Genomic DNA, 15,794 nt, shown 5'->3' with positions numbered 1-15,794 from the left:
TTCGTGGAGTGACATTAGATGAGCGAAGCCGCATTGCCCGCAAGCCCGATCCGGGGCCCTTCACCAGCCACCGCTACTGCCGTGCAAGGCAAGGGAAGGCAGAGCCAGTTCCGCCTGATCGCCGCCTGCTCGCTGGGCAATGCGCTGGAGATGTACGACTTCACCGTCTACAGCTTCTTCGCGCTGCTGATCGGCAAGCTGTTCTTTCCCTCCGACAGCCCGTACGGCTCGCTGCTGCTGGCCGTGGCCACCTTCGGCATCGGCTTCGTGATGCGGCCGCTGGGCGGCGTGATCATCGGCAACTACGCCGACCGCAAGGGCCGCAAGGCCGCGATGACGCTGACCATCGGCCTCATGGTGCTCGGCACGCTGTGCATCGCGTTCGCGCCAAGCTATGCGTCGGCCGGCGTGTTCGGCTCGCTGATGATCGTGGCGGGCCGGCTGCTGCAGGGCTTTTCGCTCGGCGGTGAAGTGGGTGCAGCCACTTCGATGTTGATGGAGGCCGGCGGCATCAAGGGCCGGGGCTTCCGCGTGAGCTGGCAGCTCGCGAGCCAGGGCGTGTCGGCGCTGCTGGGTGCGCTCACAGGTGCCGCGCTGTACGCGGCGCTGCCGCAGGCGTCGCTCGAGAGCTGGGGCTGGCGCCTGCCGTTTCTGCTGGGCCTGCTGATCGCACCGGTGGGGCTCTACATTCGCGCGCACCTCGAAGAAACGCACACCGCCGAGAGCCATGAATCCAGCCCTGTCGGCCGGCTGCTGCGCGAGCATGGCGGCACGGTGCTCAAGGGCATCCTGGCCACCACGGCGGGCACGGCGACGATGTACCTCGTGGTGTTCTTCATGCCCACCTACATGATCCGCGTGCTGCACATGCCGCCGTCGCTGTCGCTGCTGTCGGGCTGCGTCACGGGCATCACGCTGTTCGTGGTGTCGCTGGTGGCGGGGCGGCTGGCCGACAGGCTGCCGAACCGCAAGCCGCTGGTGATCGGCTCGCTGCTGTTCAGCGTTGTCGCCGTGTACCCGGTGTTCTGGATCATCAGCCACTACCCGAGCGTGCCGCTGGTGCTGGCGCTGTCGGCGCTGCTGACGGCGAGCGTGAACATCGGCACCACGCCGATGTTCCTGATGCTGCTCGAAATGCTGCCGGCCGGCGTGCGCGCCAGCGGCATCTCGGTGATCTACAGCGTGGGCGTGACGGTGTTCGGCGGTTCTTCTCAGTTCATCGTCACCTGGCTGCTCGCGAAGACGGACAACCCCATGTCGCCGGCCTTCTACATGATGGTCTGCGGGGTGCTGAGCCTGTGCGCGCTGCTGAGTCTGCGCGAACGCAAGGCCGATTGATCGAAGAACTTCACCGAGAACGAACCTTCCACATGACCCGCGAACTCAGTCCCCAGACCACCAAGCTGCTGTCCCGCCTGCTGCCGCAGGCCGACGTCGACACCCGGGCCTTCGTCGACATCCGCCGCCAGATCCACGCCAACCCGGAGCTCGGCTTCGAGGTGAGCGCCACCAGCGAGCTCGTTGCCAACCTGCTGCGCAGCTGGGGCTACGAGGTGCACACCGGCATCGGCAAGACCGGCATCGTGGCGCAGCTCAAGCTCGGCAGCGGCACGCGCCGCCTCGGCATCCGCGCCGACATGGACGCACTGCCCATTGCCGAGGCCACCGGCCTGCCGTATGCGAGCCGCAACCCCGGCCGCATGCATGCCTGCGGGCACGACGGCCACACGGCAATCCTGCTGGCCGCGGCCAAGGCGCTGGCGACGGCGCGCAACTTCGACGGCACGCTGAACCTGATCTTCCAGCCCGATGAAGAAAACCTCTGCGGTGCGCGCGCGATGATCGCGGACGGCCTGTTCGAGCGCTTCCCCTGCGATGCGGTGTACGCGCTGCACAACGCGCCGGGCGTGCCGGTGGGCACCGTGCTGGCGGTCGAGGGCCCGGTCACGCTGTCGTCCGACGTGGCCGACGTCACGATCAAGGGCGTGGGCGGGCACGGCGCCATGCCGCACCGCGCGCGCGATCCGGTCGCCGCCGCTGCGGCGGTGGTGACGGCGCTGCAGACCGTGGTGGCACGCAACGTGGCGCCCGACGACACGGCGGTGGTGTCGGTCGGCTTCATCCGCGGTGGCGCCACGCACAACGTGATTCCGCAGTCGGTGTCGCTCGGCCTGAACGTGCGCGCGGCGCAGCCCGAGACGCGCGCGCTGGTAGAGCAGCGCATCCGCGAGATCGTGAGCCTCACCGCGCAGGCGCACGGCGTGGAGGCCGAGATCGACTACCGCCAGCTGGTGCCGCCGGTGGTCAACACCGCGGCCGAGACGCAGTTGATGGCGCAGGTCTGCACCGAGCTGGTGGGCGAGGCGAATGTCGTCACGAAGGTGCCCAAGGGCTTTGCGGGCAGCGAGGACTTCGCGTGGATGCTCGACGCGCTGCCGGGCTGCTATCTGCTGCTCGGCAACGGGGAGGGCGAGTTCGGGGGCTGCATGGTGCACAACCCCGGCTACGACTTCAACGACCAGGTGCTGCCACTCGGAGCCGCCTGCTGGGTGCGGCTGGCACAGACCTACCTGGTCGCCTGAGCTGCTGAAGGCGCGTCAGAACGGCGCGTCTTCTTCCTCGGGTGCATCGGCCGGCACCGTCGTCGTGGGAGCGGCTGCCGCAGCAGGCTTCAGTGCTTCGTCGGGCAATGCCGCCGAGAACGCCGCCTCGCCGCCCAGCGCGTCGAGCAGCGCCGGCACCAGCTGGCCCAGTTCGCCCGTGGCAATCGCCACGTCGGCGTCGAAGTTGTCTTCCTTCTTGCCGCCCGCGGCGCCGTCGCCCGTGCCTTCGAGGAAGGTGATCTTGCGGATCAGCATGCCGTGCGTCAGCTCGAAGGACACGCGGTCGTCCCACGTCAGCGCGAGCCGTGTCGGGCGCTTGCCGTCGGTGATGTGCTGCTTCACTTCGTCGATGTCCAGCGGGTGCTTGGCGTAGCGCACCACGGCCTTGGAGTCGTCGGAGGCCTTGAGCTCGCACTCGCGGTCGATGGTGAAGCCGGCTGGCGGCTCCTGCGTGAGCAGCCAGTTGGCCATGGCGGCGGCGGGCTCGATCTGCGTGTTGATGAGGGCCACGGCAAAGCCGTCGAGCGACTTCACGAGGCTGGTGACCACTTCGTCGGCGCGCGCGGCGTTGCCGCTGTTGATCACGAGGCGGTTCTCGGCCTTGTCGATCCACACCGCCACGCGCGCGCTGCGCGTGAAGGCCATGGGCAGCAGCTCCAGGGTGATGTCTTCCTTGAGTTCCTTCTTTTCCTTCTTGCCGGGCTTGCGGCCGGTGGTGGTTTCGATTTGCGCGCAGCGCTCGTCGAGCTTGCGGCGAACCACGGAGCCGGGCACGGTCTTGCTCTCGATCATGTACTCGACCAGCCACTGGCCGTCGATGGATTCGACCAACGGGCCGTTGGCTTCGCCGCGGGGCTCGACCCAGCCGGCGGACTTTTCCTGCGAGGGGCCGCAAGGCTCGAAGCGCTGCTTGCCGAGCCCTTCTTCCGCCTCGGCCAGTGTTTGGGACCAGGCAGGTTCGATGCGATAGACGATGACGTTCTTGAATACGGACACGGAAACCCTTTTTCCACTGGTTTGCACAACTGGCCATTGTCGGGCACCCCGTTCCGGCCTCGGCCGTAAAATCGAAAGCTTTTGCGACTTCCCTCCCCGTCGCACCCACCCCCACACCGCTTCCCAAACAAAGGAATCAGGAAATGAGCTCGATCCCCCCCTCGCTGGACGACCGTGACGGCAAGATCTGGATGGATGGCGAACTCGTGGACTGGCGCGACGCCAAGATCCACGTGCTGAGCCACACGCTGCACTACGGTTGCGGCGCTTTCGAGGGCGTGCGCGCCTACAAGACGGCGGACGGCGGCACAGCAATCTTTCGCCTGGCCGAGCACACCGAGCGCCTGTTTAACAGCGCAAAAATCCTTCGCATGAAGATCCCCTTCACGCCCGAACAGCTCAACGAGGCCCAGAAACAGGTGGTGCGCGAGAACAAGCTCGAAAGCTGCTACCTGCGTCCGCTGATCTGGATCGGCTCCGAAAAGCTCGGCGTGAGCCCCAAGGGCAACAAGATTCACGCCATGGTCGCGGCATGGTCCTGGGGCGCCTACCTGGGCGAAGAGGGCATGAAGCGCGGCATTCGCGTGAAAACGTCGAGCTACACCCGCCACCACGTCAACATCACGATGACGCAGGCCAAGACGGTGAGCAACTACACCAACTCGATCCTGGCCAACATGGAAGCGCTGGACGACGGCTACGACGAGGCGCTGCTGCTCGACGCGAGCGGCTTCGTGTCCGAAGGCGCGGGCGAGAACATCTTCGTGGTCAAGGGCGGCGTGGTCTACACGCCTGACCTTTCGGCCGGCGCGCTCAACGGCATCACGCGCAACACCATCCTGCACGTGTGCAAGGACCTGGGCCTCGAATTGGTGCAAAAGCGCATCACGCGCGACGAGGTCTACATCGCCGACGAAGCCTTCTTCACCGGCACGGCCGCCGAAGTGACGCCCATCCGCGAACTCGACCGCGTCGAGATCGGCAATCGCGGCGACGGCGGCGCCCGTGGCCCGATCACTGAGAAAATCCAGTCTGCCTTCTTCGACATCGTGAACGGCAAGAACCCCAAGTACGCCCACTGGCTCACGAAAGTCTGAGAGAACCCATGTCCACCAATGCAGTCGTCGAACTCCTGGCCAAGGAGCTCAACCATCAGGGCGGCGTGTTCTGCCCCAGCCCCAAGGCCGACATGAAGCTCTGGAACAACCACCCGAAGGTGTACCTCGACGTGGCGCGCACCGGCGAGGCCAAGTGCCCGTATTGCGGCACGGTGTACCGGCTGAAGGCCGGCGAGACGGTGTCGGCGCGGCACTGAGCCGAGCCGACGCAACCGCCCTTCAGGCAGCAGCCTGGGGGGCGGTTTCTTTTTTGCGCCAACGCGACGGCAGCAGGTCGCGCCACGGATCCGGGTCTTGCTTCTCCTGCGCGAGCCGCAGGTAGATCATCGCGATGAACAGCAGTGCCAGGCCGATCTGCGCATCGCGCATCGCCGAGTTCACGCTCGACGCAATCAGCGCGATCAGCGTGGCTGCCAGCGCATAACGGCCCGCCATGTCGGGCCGTTTCCACGCCTGCCAGACGGCGGCGACCATGATGACCAGCAGGCTCAGCAAGGCCGGCAGCCCGCCCTGCGCGCCGACCCATAAAAAGTCGTTGTGCGGCATGTTCGAGTCGGCGAACAGCGCCGGGCCGCGCTTGTGCCACTGCTCGGTCCAGCCTCCGATGCCCCAGCCGGTGAGCGGCCGGTCGGCGATCATGAGGCCCGTGTCCTTGTACATGTAGTAGCGGATCACCCAGCTGCCCTTGAAGATGGCGCCGGCCTGCGCCTCTTCGATTTCCTGCACGCCGGTCTCGACCTTGTGCTGGAGCTGCGGTAGCTGATATAGCCCGGCGCCCAGCACCACGGCCCCCAGCACCAGCGCGCCCACGAGCATCTTCAGATGATTGCGCCACTGGTGAATGCACACCACCGGAATCACCAGCATCAGCGCGAGCACCGAGGTGCGCGAGGTCAGCGGCAGCGCCACCACCACGCCCAGCCCGAGCAGCAGCACGAAGGCCGGAATGGCGCGCAGCGGCTTGTGCGCGGCGATCTGCGCAATGCCCCACACGGCGGCGGTGGACGCCACCACGCTGAACAGCAGCGCATTGCTGATCGACTTGTTGCCCACTTCCATGACCACCGCGCGCAGCGGCGACCAGATCGGAAAGCCGATGGCGTAATAGGCCACGATCAGCAGCACATTCAGCGCCGCGACCAGCAGGAAGCCGCGCAGCGCCCATATCGCTTCCTCGCGCGTGAGCGCCATCGCCATCAATATCGTGAGGCCGATGCGCACCCCGTGGAACAGATTGGAGCCGGTTTCGGGATAGTGCCGCCCGAAGGCCAGCACGATGAAAGTCCAGGCCAGGTAGGCCATCACCGGCCACCACAGCGGGTTGGCGCGCAGCAGCGCGTAGCGCTCGCGCAAGCCGCCGGCCACCAGCATGGTGAGCAGCAGCAGGATGGCTGAAAGGTAGGTGACGCCGACCGGCATGAACACCACCAGCCCCCAGAACATGGCCGCGGGCCGAACGATGTGCGATCTCTGCATAGGGGCGGGATTTTAGGTTGGCATCTGGGAGCCAACCTGACCACGGCCCCTCACGCGCGAGGGTGGCGCGCTCAGTGCCCGCGCGCGGCTGCAGGCAGGCGGATCACAAAGCTCGCGCCGCCGCCCGGGCGGTCTTCGCAGCGCACCGTGCCGCCGTGCCGTTCGGCGATCGACTTCACCAGCGCCAGCCCCAGGCCGACGCCGCCGTTGCGCTCGCTGGCGCCCGGCAGGCGGTAGAAGGGCTCGAAGATGCGTTCGCGCAGGGCCGTGGGCACGCCGGGGCCGCGGTCGTTGACGCGCACTGTGGCATAGCCGTTTGCACTGCCCAGCTCCACCGCGATTTCGCCGGCGCCGTAGCGGCGAGCGTTCTCCAGCAGGTTGCGGATGGCCCGGCGCAGCAGGCGCGACACGCCGGGCACGGTGAGCGTGGCGTTGTCGGTGCCTTCGGCCAGGTCGAGCTCGGCGTTCACCTGCGAGCACTCCTCGGCCGCCAGACCGGTCAGGTCCACCGCCTCGATGGTGCCCATGTCGGCCTCGCTGGCGTCGAGCCGGCTGGCCAGCAGGATCTCGTCGATGAGCTGGTCGAGCTCGCCGATGTTGCGCGAAATTTCCTCGCGCGCGGCCGGGCTCGGGCGCTCGCCCATCAGCTCCAGGCCCATGCGGATGCGGGTGAGCGGCGAACGCAGCTCGTGCGAGGCGTTGGCCAGCAGCGATTTGTGCGAACGCACCAGTTGCTCGATGCGTTCTGCCGACGCGTTGAATCGTTTTGAGAGATCAGCCACTTCGTCCTGCCCTTCTTCGGTCACCCGCACCGAGAGATCGCCCTCGCCCCATCGCTGCACGCCGCGCTGCAGCGATTCCAGCCGCTGCGTGATGCGCCGCACGATCGGGTACACGCCCAATGCCACCGCCACGCCCACCAGCGCGATCATCCAGCCCAGCCCGAAGGGCGTGCGCCACGGCGCGAAGCCGCCGGAACCGGTGGGCCGCTCGCGCGGCGCCACGCGCAGCGTGATGGCCTTGCCGTCGCTGAGCGTCACGTCGAACTCCAGGCCCTGGCCCGGTACGCGCAGGGCGGTGCCTGCGCCGATCGGCTTGTCTTGTGCGTCCAGCACGACCACGTTGCGCGGCACCGGCGCCAGGCGCTCGCGCTCGGCCTCCGCTGCTTCGCGCACGATCCAGTTCGCCATCAGCGTGAGGATGACGACGCCGCCCACCACCGCGAGCCAGATGCGGACGTAGAGGTGGCGTGAGTAGAGGCTGCGCAGCATCGGCAGCCGCTCAGTCTTGCTGCTTGGCAAAGACGTAGCCCACGCCACGCACCGTGAGGATGCGCTTGGGGTTCTTCGCGTCGACTTCTATGGCCGCGCGGATGCGGCCCATGTGCACGTCGATGGAGCGATCGAAGGCTTCGAGTTCGCGGCCGCGCACGGCCTCCATGATCTGGTCGCGCGTGAGCACGCGGCCCGCGCGCTCGGCCATCGCCACCAGCAGGTCGAACTGGTAGGAGGTCAGGTCGGCCAGCGCGCCGGCCACAGACACGGTGCGTGCATTGCGGTCGATTTCCAGCGTGCCGAAGCGCATCACCGTGGAGGCTTCGGCCTCGGTGGCGTTCTCGCTGCGGCGGCGCAGCACGGCGCGGATGCGCGCCAGCAGCTCGCGCGGCTCGAAGGGCTTGGGCAGGTAGTCGTCGGCGCCGATTTCGAGGCCGATGATGCGGTCCATCGGGTCGCCCTTGGCCGTCAGCATCAGCACCGACACCTTCGACAGCGGGCCGGGCAGCGCGCGGATGCGGCGACAGACTTCGAGCCCGTCGGTGTCGGGCAACATCAGGTCGAGGATCACCAGGTCGGGCGCGTGCTGCTGCAGCTGCTCGAGCCCGGCGGCGCCGTCGCCGGCATGGTTGAACGCGAAGCCCGACTGCGTCAGGTATTCGCCCACCATCTGCGCCAGGCGGGCGTCGTCTTCGATCATCAGGAGTTGGGGGGTGCTCATGCGCTTCATGGTCGTCCACAGGGAGCAAGCAGGCTTGAACGCTCCGTAAAGTTGGGTAAACCTCGAATATCCCTGTCAACCGGCGATGCTGCGAAAAGCATAGCGCCGGAGGCAGGGGGCACGGTACTCAGCCCCTGCTGTGCGGCCTCAGCTGCAGCCGCAGCGACAGCGAGGGAGACAGCGGCAGGTCGATGGGGGCCGAACCGTTGCCATTGTCGATGTGCGCCAGCGATTCGAACAGCGGCAGCGCCTGTGCCATGGGGTTGATTTCGGCGAGCGACTTCGCGGCCTCGGAGCGGGGCGGCGTGGCACTGTTGTTGTCGATGCTGGCCAGCGACCAGTCGAGCGCCGCCACGGTCCGTTCGGTCGGTTCGCTGGCGATCACCAGTGCCAGCGCGAGCAGGCCGCGGCTGTCGGTGACGGAGGTCAGCGCACCCACCGTGGGCGCGTCGTAGCCCACCAGCAGCACCGGCTCCTGGTCGCAGGCGCATTGCACCGCAGCCTCCAGCAGGCCCGAGGCAAAGCTGTGCTCGTAGGCCGACACGGCATTGCTGGCCGCCATGCAGCCGGTGCCGATGGTCCAGTAGCCCACGGCCGCGTTGTGCACCGAGTTGTGGAACTTGGTGGGCGACAGCATCTTCGGGTCGCCCGCGAGCGTGCTGCACATGTAGTCGTTGATCGACAGGTCGCCGTGCGCCGATGTGAACACGCAGGGCACGTCGGCCGCGTTGCGGCCCGAGCCGGCCAGGGCGGCGGCCGCTACTTCGAGCGCCAGCGCCACGGTGTCGGGCGCGCGGCGGCGCTCGGCCGGGGCCAGCACCTGCGGCGACGGGCGCTTGGCGGGCGGGTCGGCCAGCGAGCCTTCGCCGCGGAAGGCGGCGCGCGCGGCCTCCCAGCCGGGCAGCGTGGGTGTCCAGAAGGCCGGGCCTTCGATGTAGAGGGTGGGGGGCGTCGGGGCCTGATTCATATCGCTCATGCCGCTTTACCGAAGACGAGCGAACAGTTGTTGCCGCCGAAGCCGAACGAATTGGTCAGCGCGTAGCGCACCTCGCCGCGCGCCGGCTCGAGCCTGATCTGCGGGCCGAAGCCTTCGTCCAGCGTGTGGGTGTTGACGGTGCCCGGCATCACGCCGCGCTCGATGGCCAGCAGGCTGATGACGGCCTCGACGATGCCCGCCGCGCCCAGCGTGTGGCCCATGAAGCCCTTGGTCGAGCTCGCGTGCGTGCGCGCCGGGAAGCGGCGCGCCACCAGTGCACCCTCGACCTCGTCGTTCTTCTGGCTCGCGGTGCCGTGCATGTTGATGTAGTCGATGGCCTCGGGGGCAAGGCCGGCGCGCGCCAGAGCCTCATCGAGCGCACGCTCGGCGCCCAGCCCCTCGGGGTGCGGCGTCGACATGTGGTGCGCGTCGCTGGCCTCGCCGTAGCCCAGCAGGTGCAGCGGCGCGGCATCGGCGCCCGTTTGCACGCGCTCGACCAGCGCGAAGCCCGCGGCCTCGCCGAGGCTGATGCCCTTGCGGGTGGCGTCGAAGGGCCGGCACGGCTCGCTCGACACCAGTTCGAGCGAGTTGAAGCCGAACAGCACGCTGCCGCACAGCGTGTCGGCCCCGCCGACCACGGCTGCGTCGGCCAGGCCCAGGCGGATCAGCCGCTCGGCCGAGGCGAACACCTTGGCGCTCGACGAGCAGGCGGTGGAAATGGTCTCGCTCGGGCCGCTGATGCCCAGCAGCTGCTGCGTGAACATGGCCAGCGAATGCGGCGTGTGCACCGCGGCGCGGCGCTGGTTCAGCGGGAACATGCCCTGTTCGTCGAGCTGGGTGTAGGCCAGCTCGGTCTCGCCGATGCTGGCGGTCGAGGTGCCCAGGATCAGCGCGATGCGCGAGGCGCCGTACTTCTCGCGCGCGGAAGCCACGGCCTCGATGAAGCCGTCGGCATGCAGGCCCAGCCAGGCGAGCCGGTTGTTGCGGCAGTCCCACTGGGCGAGCGATTCGGGCAGGCGGATTTCTTCGAGCCCGTCCACGCGGCCGATCCAGGTGGGCAGCGGCGCATCGCCGAAGTCATTGGCGCGCAGCCCGCTGCGCGACTGTGCGAGCGCGTCGGCCAGCACGTCCTTGCCGACACCGACGGCCGAGGTCGCCGTGTAGGCGCTGATTTGGAGAGGAGAAATTCGGGACGGCACGATCTTGTAGGGCTTGCTGGCAGGCTCGCGAACGATGGGCGCGCAGGAAGAGGGCGCGAAAAGGAAAGGAAACGAATGTATACCGGCACAGCCTACCAGTTGCGCGGCGCGTGCAGCGTCGGCTGTTTCCTATAGGGCCCAGGCCCTATTGACGGTCCGCGGGCCTTGTGATGGCCGTCATCCGCGAGGCCAGCGCCACCAGCACCAGCACCGGCACGCCCAGCAGCGCGGTGGCGACGAAGAAGGTGCTGTAGCCGTAGGCATCGACGAAAACGCCGGAATAGCCGGCGATGAACTTCGGCAGCAGCAGCATCAGCGAGCTGAACAGGGCGTACTGCGTGGCCGAGTAGCTGATGTTCGTGAGGCTCGACAGGTAGGCGATGAAGGCCGCCGAGGCAATGCCGCCGGCCAGGTTGTCGGCCGAGACCACTGCGATCAGCGCCGTCAGGTCGTGCCCGCGCGAGGCCAGCCAGGCAAACAGCAGGTTGCTGGCCGCGCTCAGCACCGCGCCCAGCATCAGCACGCGCATCACGCCCAGGCGCATCGACAGCACGCCGCCGACGAAGGCGCCCACCAGCGTCATGATCACGCCGTAGATCTTGCTGACCGAGGCCACCTGATCCTTGGTGAAGCCCATGTCCACGTAGAAGGGGTTGGCCATGATGCCCATCACCACGTCGCTGATGCGGTAGATGGCAATCAGCGAGAGGATCAGCACCGCCTGCCACTTGTAGCGGCGGATGAAGTCGGCGAAGGGCTCGATCAGCGCACTCTGCAGCCATTCGGCGGCATTCTTTGCCTTGGGCAGCACGCGCGGCACCGGCTCGGGCGACAGCAGCACCGTGACCACGCCCACTGCCATCGAGGCCGCCATGACCAGGTAGGCCGTCTTCCACGCCCCGTTCTGGTACGCCGCCGCGCCCGTGACTGCGGCGGCTGGCGCCACCTCGGCCCAGGCCGCGACCCACAGCACGCCCGCGCCGGCCCAGATCATCGCGAGCCGGTAGCCGGTCTGGTAGGCGGCCGCCAGCGCGGCCTGCTTGCGCGTCTCTGCCGATTCGATGCGGAAGGCGTCGAGCGCGATGTCTTGTGTGGCCGAGCCGAAGGCCACCAGCAGCGCGCACCAGATCAGCGGCGTGAGGCCCAGCCGTGGGTCGTTCATCGCCATGCCGATCAGCCCGGCGATCACCACGCATTGCGCCAGCAGCAGCCAGCCGCGCCGGCGCCCCAGCAGCGTGGTCAGCGGCGGCAGCGGCAGCCGGTCGACCAGCGGCGCCCAGACCCACTTGAAGCCGTAGGCCAGGCCGACCCAGCTCAGGTAGCCGATGGTGGTGCGGTCGATGCCCGCTTCGCGCAGGCGAAAACTCAGCGTGCCAAGCACCAGCAGCAGTGGCAGACCAGCGGAGAAACCCAGCGCCAGCATGCGCAGGGTGGCGGGTTCCAGGTAGACCTTCAGCGCGTCGCGCCAGGGCGGTGAGGGGGCGGTGGGGTTTTCTGCGGGCGAGGCGGACATGAACCCCGGATTGTCCATGAGTGGCGGGGGACATCGGCCAGGGCCTTTGTCTTCATTTGTTCCTATGATCCGGCTCCTATGTGCACACGCTGCGATCGCCCTGTTTCCGCCACTTCTGCCATTTCTGCCGCTTCCACGTGGAATCCCCGGCGGGCCTTTCTTCTGGCCGCCGCCGGCGCGGCCCTGAGCGCACCGGCATTGGCGCAGGTCGATGTCGGCAATGCCTCGGTGGCGCGCAACCTCGTGCCGGCTGACAAGATAGAGGCGGCCGGCGTGCAGCAATACGGCCAGTTGCTCGAACAGGCACGCGCCAAGAACGCGCTCGCGGGCGACAGCAACCCGCAGCTGCAGCGTCTGCGCGCCATCGCCAAGCGCCTCATTCCTTTCGCCACGCCGTGGAACTCGCGCGCCCGCGACTGGAAGTGGGAGGTCAACCTGATCGGCAGCAAGCAGATCAACGCCTTCTGCATGCCCGGCGGCAAGATCGCTTTCTTCACCGGCATCCTCGAACAGCTCAAGCTCACCGACGACGAGGTCGCGATGGTCATGGGCCACGAAATGGCCCACGCGCTGCGCGAACATGCGCGCGCCCGCATGGCAAAGAGCGCGGGCACGGGCGCGGCGCTTTCCATCGGTGCGCAGTTGCTCGGCTGGGGGCAGGTGGGCGACCTGGCGGCGCGCGCCGGCACACAGCTCATCACGCTCAAGTTCAGCCGTAGCGACGAGTCCGAGGCCGATCTCGTGGGGCTCGAACTCGCGGCGCGTGCGGGCTATGACCCGAAGGCTTCGGTGTCGCTGTGGCAGAAGATGGCCGCGGCGTCGAAGAATCAGGGCAGCCTGAACTTTCTCTCGACGCACCCGAGTGGGCCGGATCGCATCACCAAGCTGGAAGCGAATCTGCCCAAGGTCGAGAAGCTCTACCGCGACGCTAACAAGAGCTGAGTTTCTTGCTCCCTCTCCCCTTGGGGAGAGGGCGGGGGTGAGGGTGACGGCCTCTAGATAAGAGCCGCGCTTCATCGTCCGCACCTGCCCTCACCCCAACCCTCTCCCCGAGGGGAGAGGGAGCCAATCCCCGACACGTTTCCGATCCGCGCCACACCGCGTTTCCGCTGGCACGCCGCTTGCATCTCAACTTGTACACATGTTTGGATGCCTAATGATGGTGCATGAAGTAAACGGAGAAAGCGGATCGCCCGCCGCCGCCTGGATCGCGAAATTCGCGGCCCCCGTGGCGGACGCAGCGGCTGGCAAGGCCCTGGGTTTCGCCCTGCCGCTCGCCGGACTGAGCTTCGCGGTCAAGGACAACATCGACGTGGCCGGCGCGCCCACCACGGCCGCCTGCCCGGCCTTCGACCGCCTCCCCACAGTCCACGCAGCCGTGGTGCAGCGCTTGCTCGAAGCCGGTGCATCGCTGGCCGGCAAGACCAACCTCGACCAGTTCGCCTGCGGCCTGAACGGCACGCGCTCGCCGTACGGCGAGGTGCCGAACGCCTTCGATGCGCGCTATGTCTCGGGCGGCTCCAGCTCGGGCTCGGCTTACGTGGTGGCGGCCGGCGAAGTCGACTTCGCGCTGGGCACCGACACCGCCGGCTCAGGCCGGGTGCCGGCCGGGCTCAACAACATCGTCGGCTTGAAGCCTTCGCGCGGCCTGCTGAGCACCTTCGGCGTGGTGCCCGCGGCGCAGAGCGCCGACTGCGTCTCGATCTTCGCGCGTACCGTCGCCACAGCGGTCGACGTGCTGCTCGCCGCCGCAGGCCACGACGCGCGCGACCCGTATTCGCGCGACCTGGCCCTGCGCCGCAAGCCGCTGCCCGCGCACTTCCGCTTCGGCGTGCCCGACAAGCTGAGCTTCTTCGGCGACGACGACGCTGAACAGGCGTTCAACGACGCGACCGCGCGCCTGCTGGCCATGGGCGGCTCGCCAGTCACCATTTCCTACGCCCCGCTCGCCGAGGCCGCCGCGCTGCTCTATGAAAGCGCGCTGGTCGCCGAACGCTACGCCGCGGTGCGCGAGTTCTTCGACGCGCACGGCGACGAGGTGATCGAGCCCGTGCGCGGCATCCTCGCGAGTGGCCGCAGCTACAGCGCCGCCGACGTGTTCGAAGCCCAGACGCGGCTGCGCGCCATCGCGCAGCAGGTCGAGCCGATGTGGCGCGACATCGACGTGCTGCTCGTGCCCACCGCGCCCACGCACTACACGCGCGAGCAGATGCGCGCCGATCCGGTGGTGCTGAACCGCAACCTCGGCGCGTACACCAACTTCGTCAACCTGCTCGACTACGCCGCGCTCTCCGTGCCCAGCAGCCTGCGCCCGGACGGCCTGCCGTTCGGCATCACGCTGATCGGCCCCTGCGGCAGCGACCTCGCGCTGGCCGACCTGGGCCAGCGCTACCACCACGCCACGGGGCTCGCGCAAGGCGCGACCGGCGTGCCGCTGCCAGAGCCGCGCGCCATTCCCGGCCTCGCCGCGCCAGACGCCGGCACCCTGTCCATCGCCGTGGTCGGCGCGCATCTCTCGGGCATGCCACTCAACAGCCAGCTCGCAGAACGCGGGGCGACGCTGCTGCGCGCCACCACCACATCGCCCGCCTATCGCCTTTACGCGCTGCCGGGCACCGTGCCGCCCAAGCCCGGCCTGCAGCGCGTGGTCGAAGGCAATGAAGGCGCCGCCATCGCGCTCGAAGTGTGGGCCGTGCCCTTGGCGCAGGTCGGCAGCTTTCTCGCCCTCATTCCACCGCCCCTGGGCCTCGGCAGCGTCGAGCTGGCCGACGGCAGCTGGGTGAAAGGCTTCATCTGCGAGGGCCACGCGCTGGCCGGCGCGCAGGACGTGACCCTCCACGGCGGCTGGCGCGCATACGTCGCGAGCCGCGCCACCCCGAGTTCCAACTGATCAGGAGTTCCGATGAGCACCCAAGACAAACCTCCCGCATCGAGCAGCAGTAGTAGCCGCCGAAAGCTGCTGCAGGCCGGTGCCGCAGGCCTGGCCGTGCTGGCCGCGCCAGCCATCGTGCGTGCGCAGGGCGCGGCCAAGCTGCGCATCGGCTTCTGGCCCGTGGCCGCCGGCCTGCCGTTCTTCGCGGCGGTCGACAAGGGCTACTTCAAGGAAGCCGGCCTCGAAGTCGAGCCGCTCAAGTTCGCCGGCGCGCAGCAAGTGATGGAAGGCATGCTCGCGGGCCGCTGCGACGGCAGCGCCAACGGCACCGGCTCGGCCAACCTCGCCATCGGCGAGATCGCGCAGCCCGGCCTGTTCAAGATCTTCTGCACCAACCCGAGCAACGCGAAATACGTGCTCGACGAATTCATCGTCGCCAAGGACAGCCCGATCAAGACCATGGCCGAGCTGGCCGGCAAGAAGGTCGCCTCGGGGCCCGGCATCCAGAACGTCACGCTGTGCAAGACCATGCTGGAGCGCGCGGGTGCCAAGGGCGCTACCGTGAGCGAGCTGCCCATCGGCCAGCACGTGGCCGCATTGGTCGCGGGTCAGGTCGACGCCTGCTACACGCTGGAGCCCACCGGCACCGTGGGCCGCATGAACGGCACCACGCGCGTCGTCGAGGCCGGCGTGGTCGCCAAGTACATCCTCGGCGACCCGATGGCGCCCTGGCACGGCGGGGCGGCCAGCCTCACCACCGAGTTCATCAAGAAGAACCCCGAGATCGCGAAGAAGTACATCGCCGCCTACGCGCGCGGCGTGGAGCTGGTGCGCACCAAGCCCGACGAGGCGCGCCAGTTCATGAAGGGCTACACCGCCATCGAAGGCAAGCTCACGGCCGAAGTGCCGCTCGCGTCGTACATGCTCTACAACGAGTTCAAGCCCAGCGACGTCGCGTACTTCCAGAAGTTCTACGACCTGTTCACCGAGAAAGGCATCTTCGAGAAGAAGGTGCTGGTGGACTCCTTGCTCTACAAGGCCTGACG

Annotated in this window: 14 protein-coding genes; 7 read left to right on the top strand and 7 right to left on the bottom strand. The window is 68.1% G+C overall.

Going from position 1 to position 15,794, the window contains the following annotated elements; all coding sequences use genetic code 11:
* Window positions 1-18 precede the first annotated feature (18 nt).
* Together ACSFBF_RS24895 and ACSFBF_RS24890 are read left to right on the top strand one after the other, a co-directional pair.
* Window positions 19-1,338 (top strand): MFS transporter, encoded by a 1,320-nt coding sequence (locus tag ACSFBF_RS24895; protein WP_435471679.1) that lies wholly within the window; start codon window positions 19-21, stop codon window positions 1,336-1,338.
* A gap of 32 nt (window positions 1,339-1,370) precedes the next feature.
* Complete coding sequence (locus tag ACSFBF_RS24890) at window positions 1,371-2,582, top strand: M20 aminoacylase family protein (protein WP_435471677.1); 1,212 nt, start codon at window positions 1,371-1,373, stop codon at window positions 2,580-2,582.
* A gap of 15 nt (window positions 2,583-2,597) precedes the next feature.
* On the opposite strand, the gene ACSFBF_RS24885 is transcribed toward ACSFBF_RS24890, so the two are convergent.
* Window positions 2,598-3,599, bottom strand: coding sequence for a recombination-associated protein RdgC (locus ACSFBF_RS24885; RefSeq protein WP_435471675.1), 1,002 nt, complete (start codon window positions 3,597-3,599; stop codon window positions 2,598-2,600).
* A gap of 143 nt (window positions 3,600-3,742) precedes the next feature.
* Here ACSFBF_RS24885 and ACSFBF_RS24880 point away from each other — a divergent pair, with 143 nt between their 5' ends.
* Both ACSFBF_RS24880 and ACSFBF_RS24875 read left to right on the top strand, forming a co-directional pair.
* The gene (locus tag ACSFBF_RS24880) at window positions 3,743-4,696 is read left to right on the top strand and encodes a branched-chain amino acid transaminase (RefSeq protein ID WP_435471673.1); all 954 of its coding nucleotides are present in this window, start codon (window positions 3,743-3,745) and stop codon (window positions 4,694-4,696) included.
* Between the two features lie 8 nt (window positions 4,697-4,704).
* Window positions 4,705-4,914 (top strand): zinc-finger domain-containing protein, encoded by a 210-nt coding sequence (locus tag ACSFBF_RS24875; protein WP_130426560.1) that lies wholly within the window; start codon window positions 4,705-4,707, stop codon window positions 4,912-4,914.
* 22 nt (window positions 4,915-4,936) lie between these two features.
* On the opposite strand, the gene ACSFBF_RS24870 is transcribed toward ACSFBF_RS24875, so the two are convergent.
* The 6 genes from ACSFBF_RS24870 to ACSFBF_RS24845 form a co-directional block, all read right to left on the bottom strand.
* Window positions 4,937-6,193, bottom strand: coding sequence for an O-antigen ligase family protein (locus tag ACSFBF_RS24870; protein WP_435471671.1), 1,257 nt, complete (start codon window positions 6,191-6,193; stop codon window positions 4,937-4,939).
* Between the two features lie 71 nt (window positions 6,194-6,264).
* Window positions 6,265-7,464 carry an ATP-binding protein gene (locus tag ACSFBF_RS24865; RefSeq protein WP_258351788.1) on the bottom strand — a complete coding sequence of 400 codons (1,200 nt, stop codon included), beginning with the start codon at window positions 7,462-7,464 and terminating at the stop codon, window positions 6,265-6,267.
* A 10-nt stretch (window positions 7,465-7,474) separates the two neighbouring features.
* Window positions 7,475-8,197 (bottom strand): response regulator transcription factor, encoded by a 723-nt coding sequence (locus ACSFBF_RS24860; protein WP_093053372.1) that lies wholly within the window; start codon window positions 8,195-8,197, stop codon window positions 7,475-7,477.
* A gap of 118 nt (window positions 8,198-8,315) precedes the next feature.
* Window positions 8,316-9,164 (bottom strand): beta-ketoacyl synthase chain length factor, encoded by an 849-nt coding sequence (locus tag ACSFBF_RS24855; protein ID WP_435471668.1) that lies wholly within the window; start codon window positions 9,162-9,164, stop codon window positions 8,316-8,318.
* On the bottom strand, window positions 9,161-10,363 hold the full coding sequence (locus ACSFBF_RS24850) for a beta-ketoacyl-[acyl-carrier-protein] synthase family protein (protein ID WP_435471666.1): 1,203 nt from the start codon (window positions 10,361-10,363) through the stop codon (window positions 9,161-9,163). Before ACSFBF_RS24850 ends, ACSFBF_RS24855 begins: the two co-directional genes overlap by 4 nt.
* A gap of 145 nt (window positions 10,364-10,508) precedes the next feature.
* Window positions 10,509-11,894, bottom strand: a complete 1,386-nt coding sequence (locus ACSFBF_RS24845) for an AmpG family muropeptide MFS transporter (protein ID WP_435471664.1) — start codon at window positions 11,892-11,894, stop codon at window positions 10,509-10,511.
* A 60-nt stretch (window positions 11,895-11,954) separates the two neighbouring features.
* Here ACSFBF_RS24845 and ACSFBF_RS24840 point away from each other — a divergent pair, with 60 nt between their 5' ends.
* The 3 genes from ACSFBF_RS24840 to ACSFBF_RS24830 all read left to right on the top strand — a co-directional run bounded on the left by ACSFBF_RS24840 (window position 11,955) and on the right by ACSFBF_RS24830 (window position 15,792).
* Entirely contained in the window at window positions 11,955-12,818 is an 864-nt protein-coding gene (locus tag ACSFBF_RS24840) for a M48 family metallopeptidase (RefSeq protein ID WP_435471662.1), read from the top strand.
* A gap of 214 nt (window positions 12,819-13,032) precedes the next feature.
* Window positions 13,033-14,766 carry an allophanate hydrolase gene (gene atzF, locus ACSFBF_RS24835; RefSeq protein WP_435471660.1) on the top strand — a complete coding sequence of 578 codons (1,734 nt, stop codon included), beginning with the start codon at window positions 13,033-13,035 and terminating at the stop codon, window positions 14,764-14,766.
* Window positions 14,767-14,778: 12 nt separating this feature from the next.
* The gene (locus tag ACSFBF_RS24830) at window positions 14,779-15,792 is read left to right on the top strand and encodes an ABC transporter substrate-binding protein (RefSeq protein WP_435471658.1); all 1,014 of its coding nucleotides are present in this window, start codon (window positions 14,779-14,781) and stop codon (window positions 15,790-15,792) included.
* The last annotated feature ends 2 nt before the right edge of the window (window positions 15,793-15,794 follow it).

It is taken from the genome of Variovorax nivicola (assembly GCF_051216475.1).
Lineage (GTDB): Bacteria > Pseudomonadota > Gammaproteobacteria > Burkholderiales > Burkholderiaceae_C > Variovorax.
This window is presented reverse-complemented; position numbering and strand designations above follow the sequence as displayed.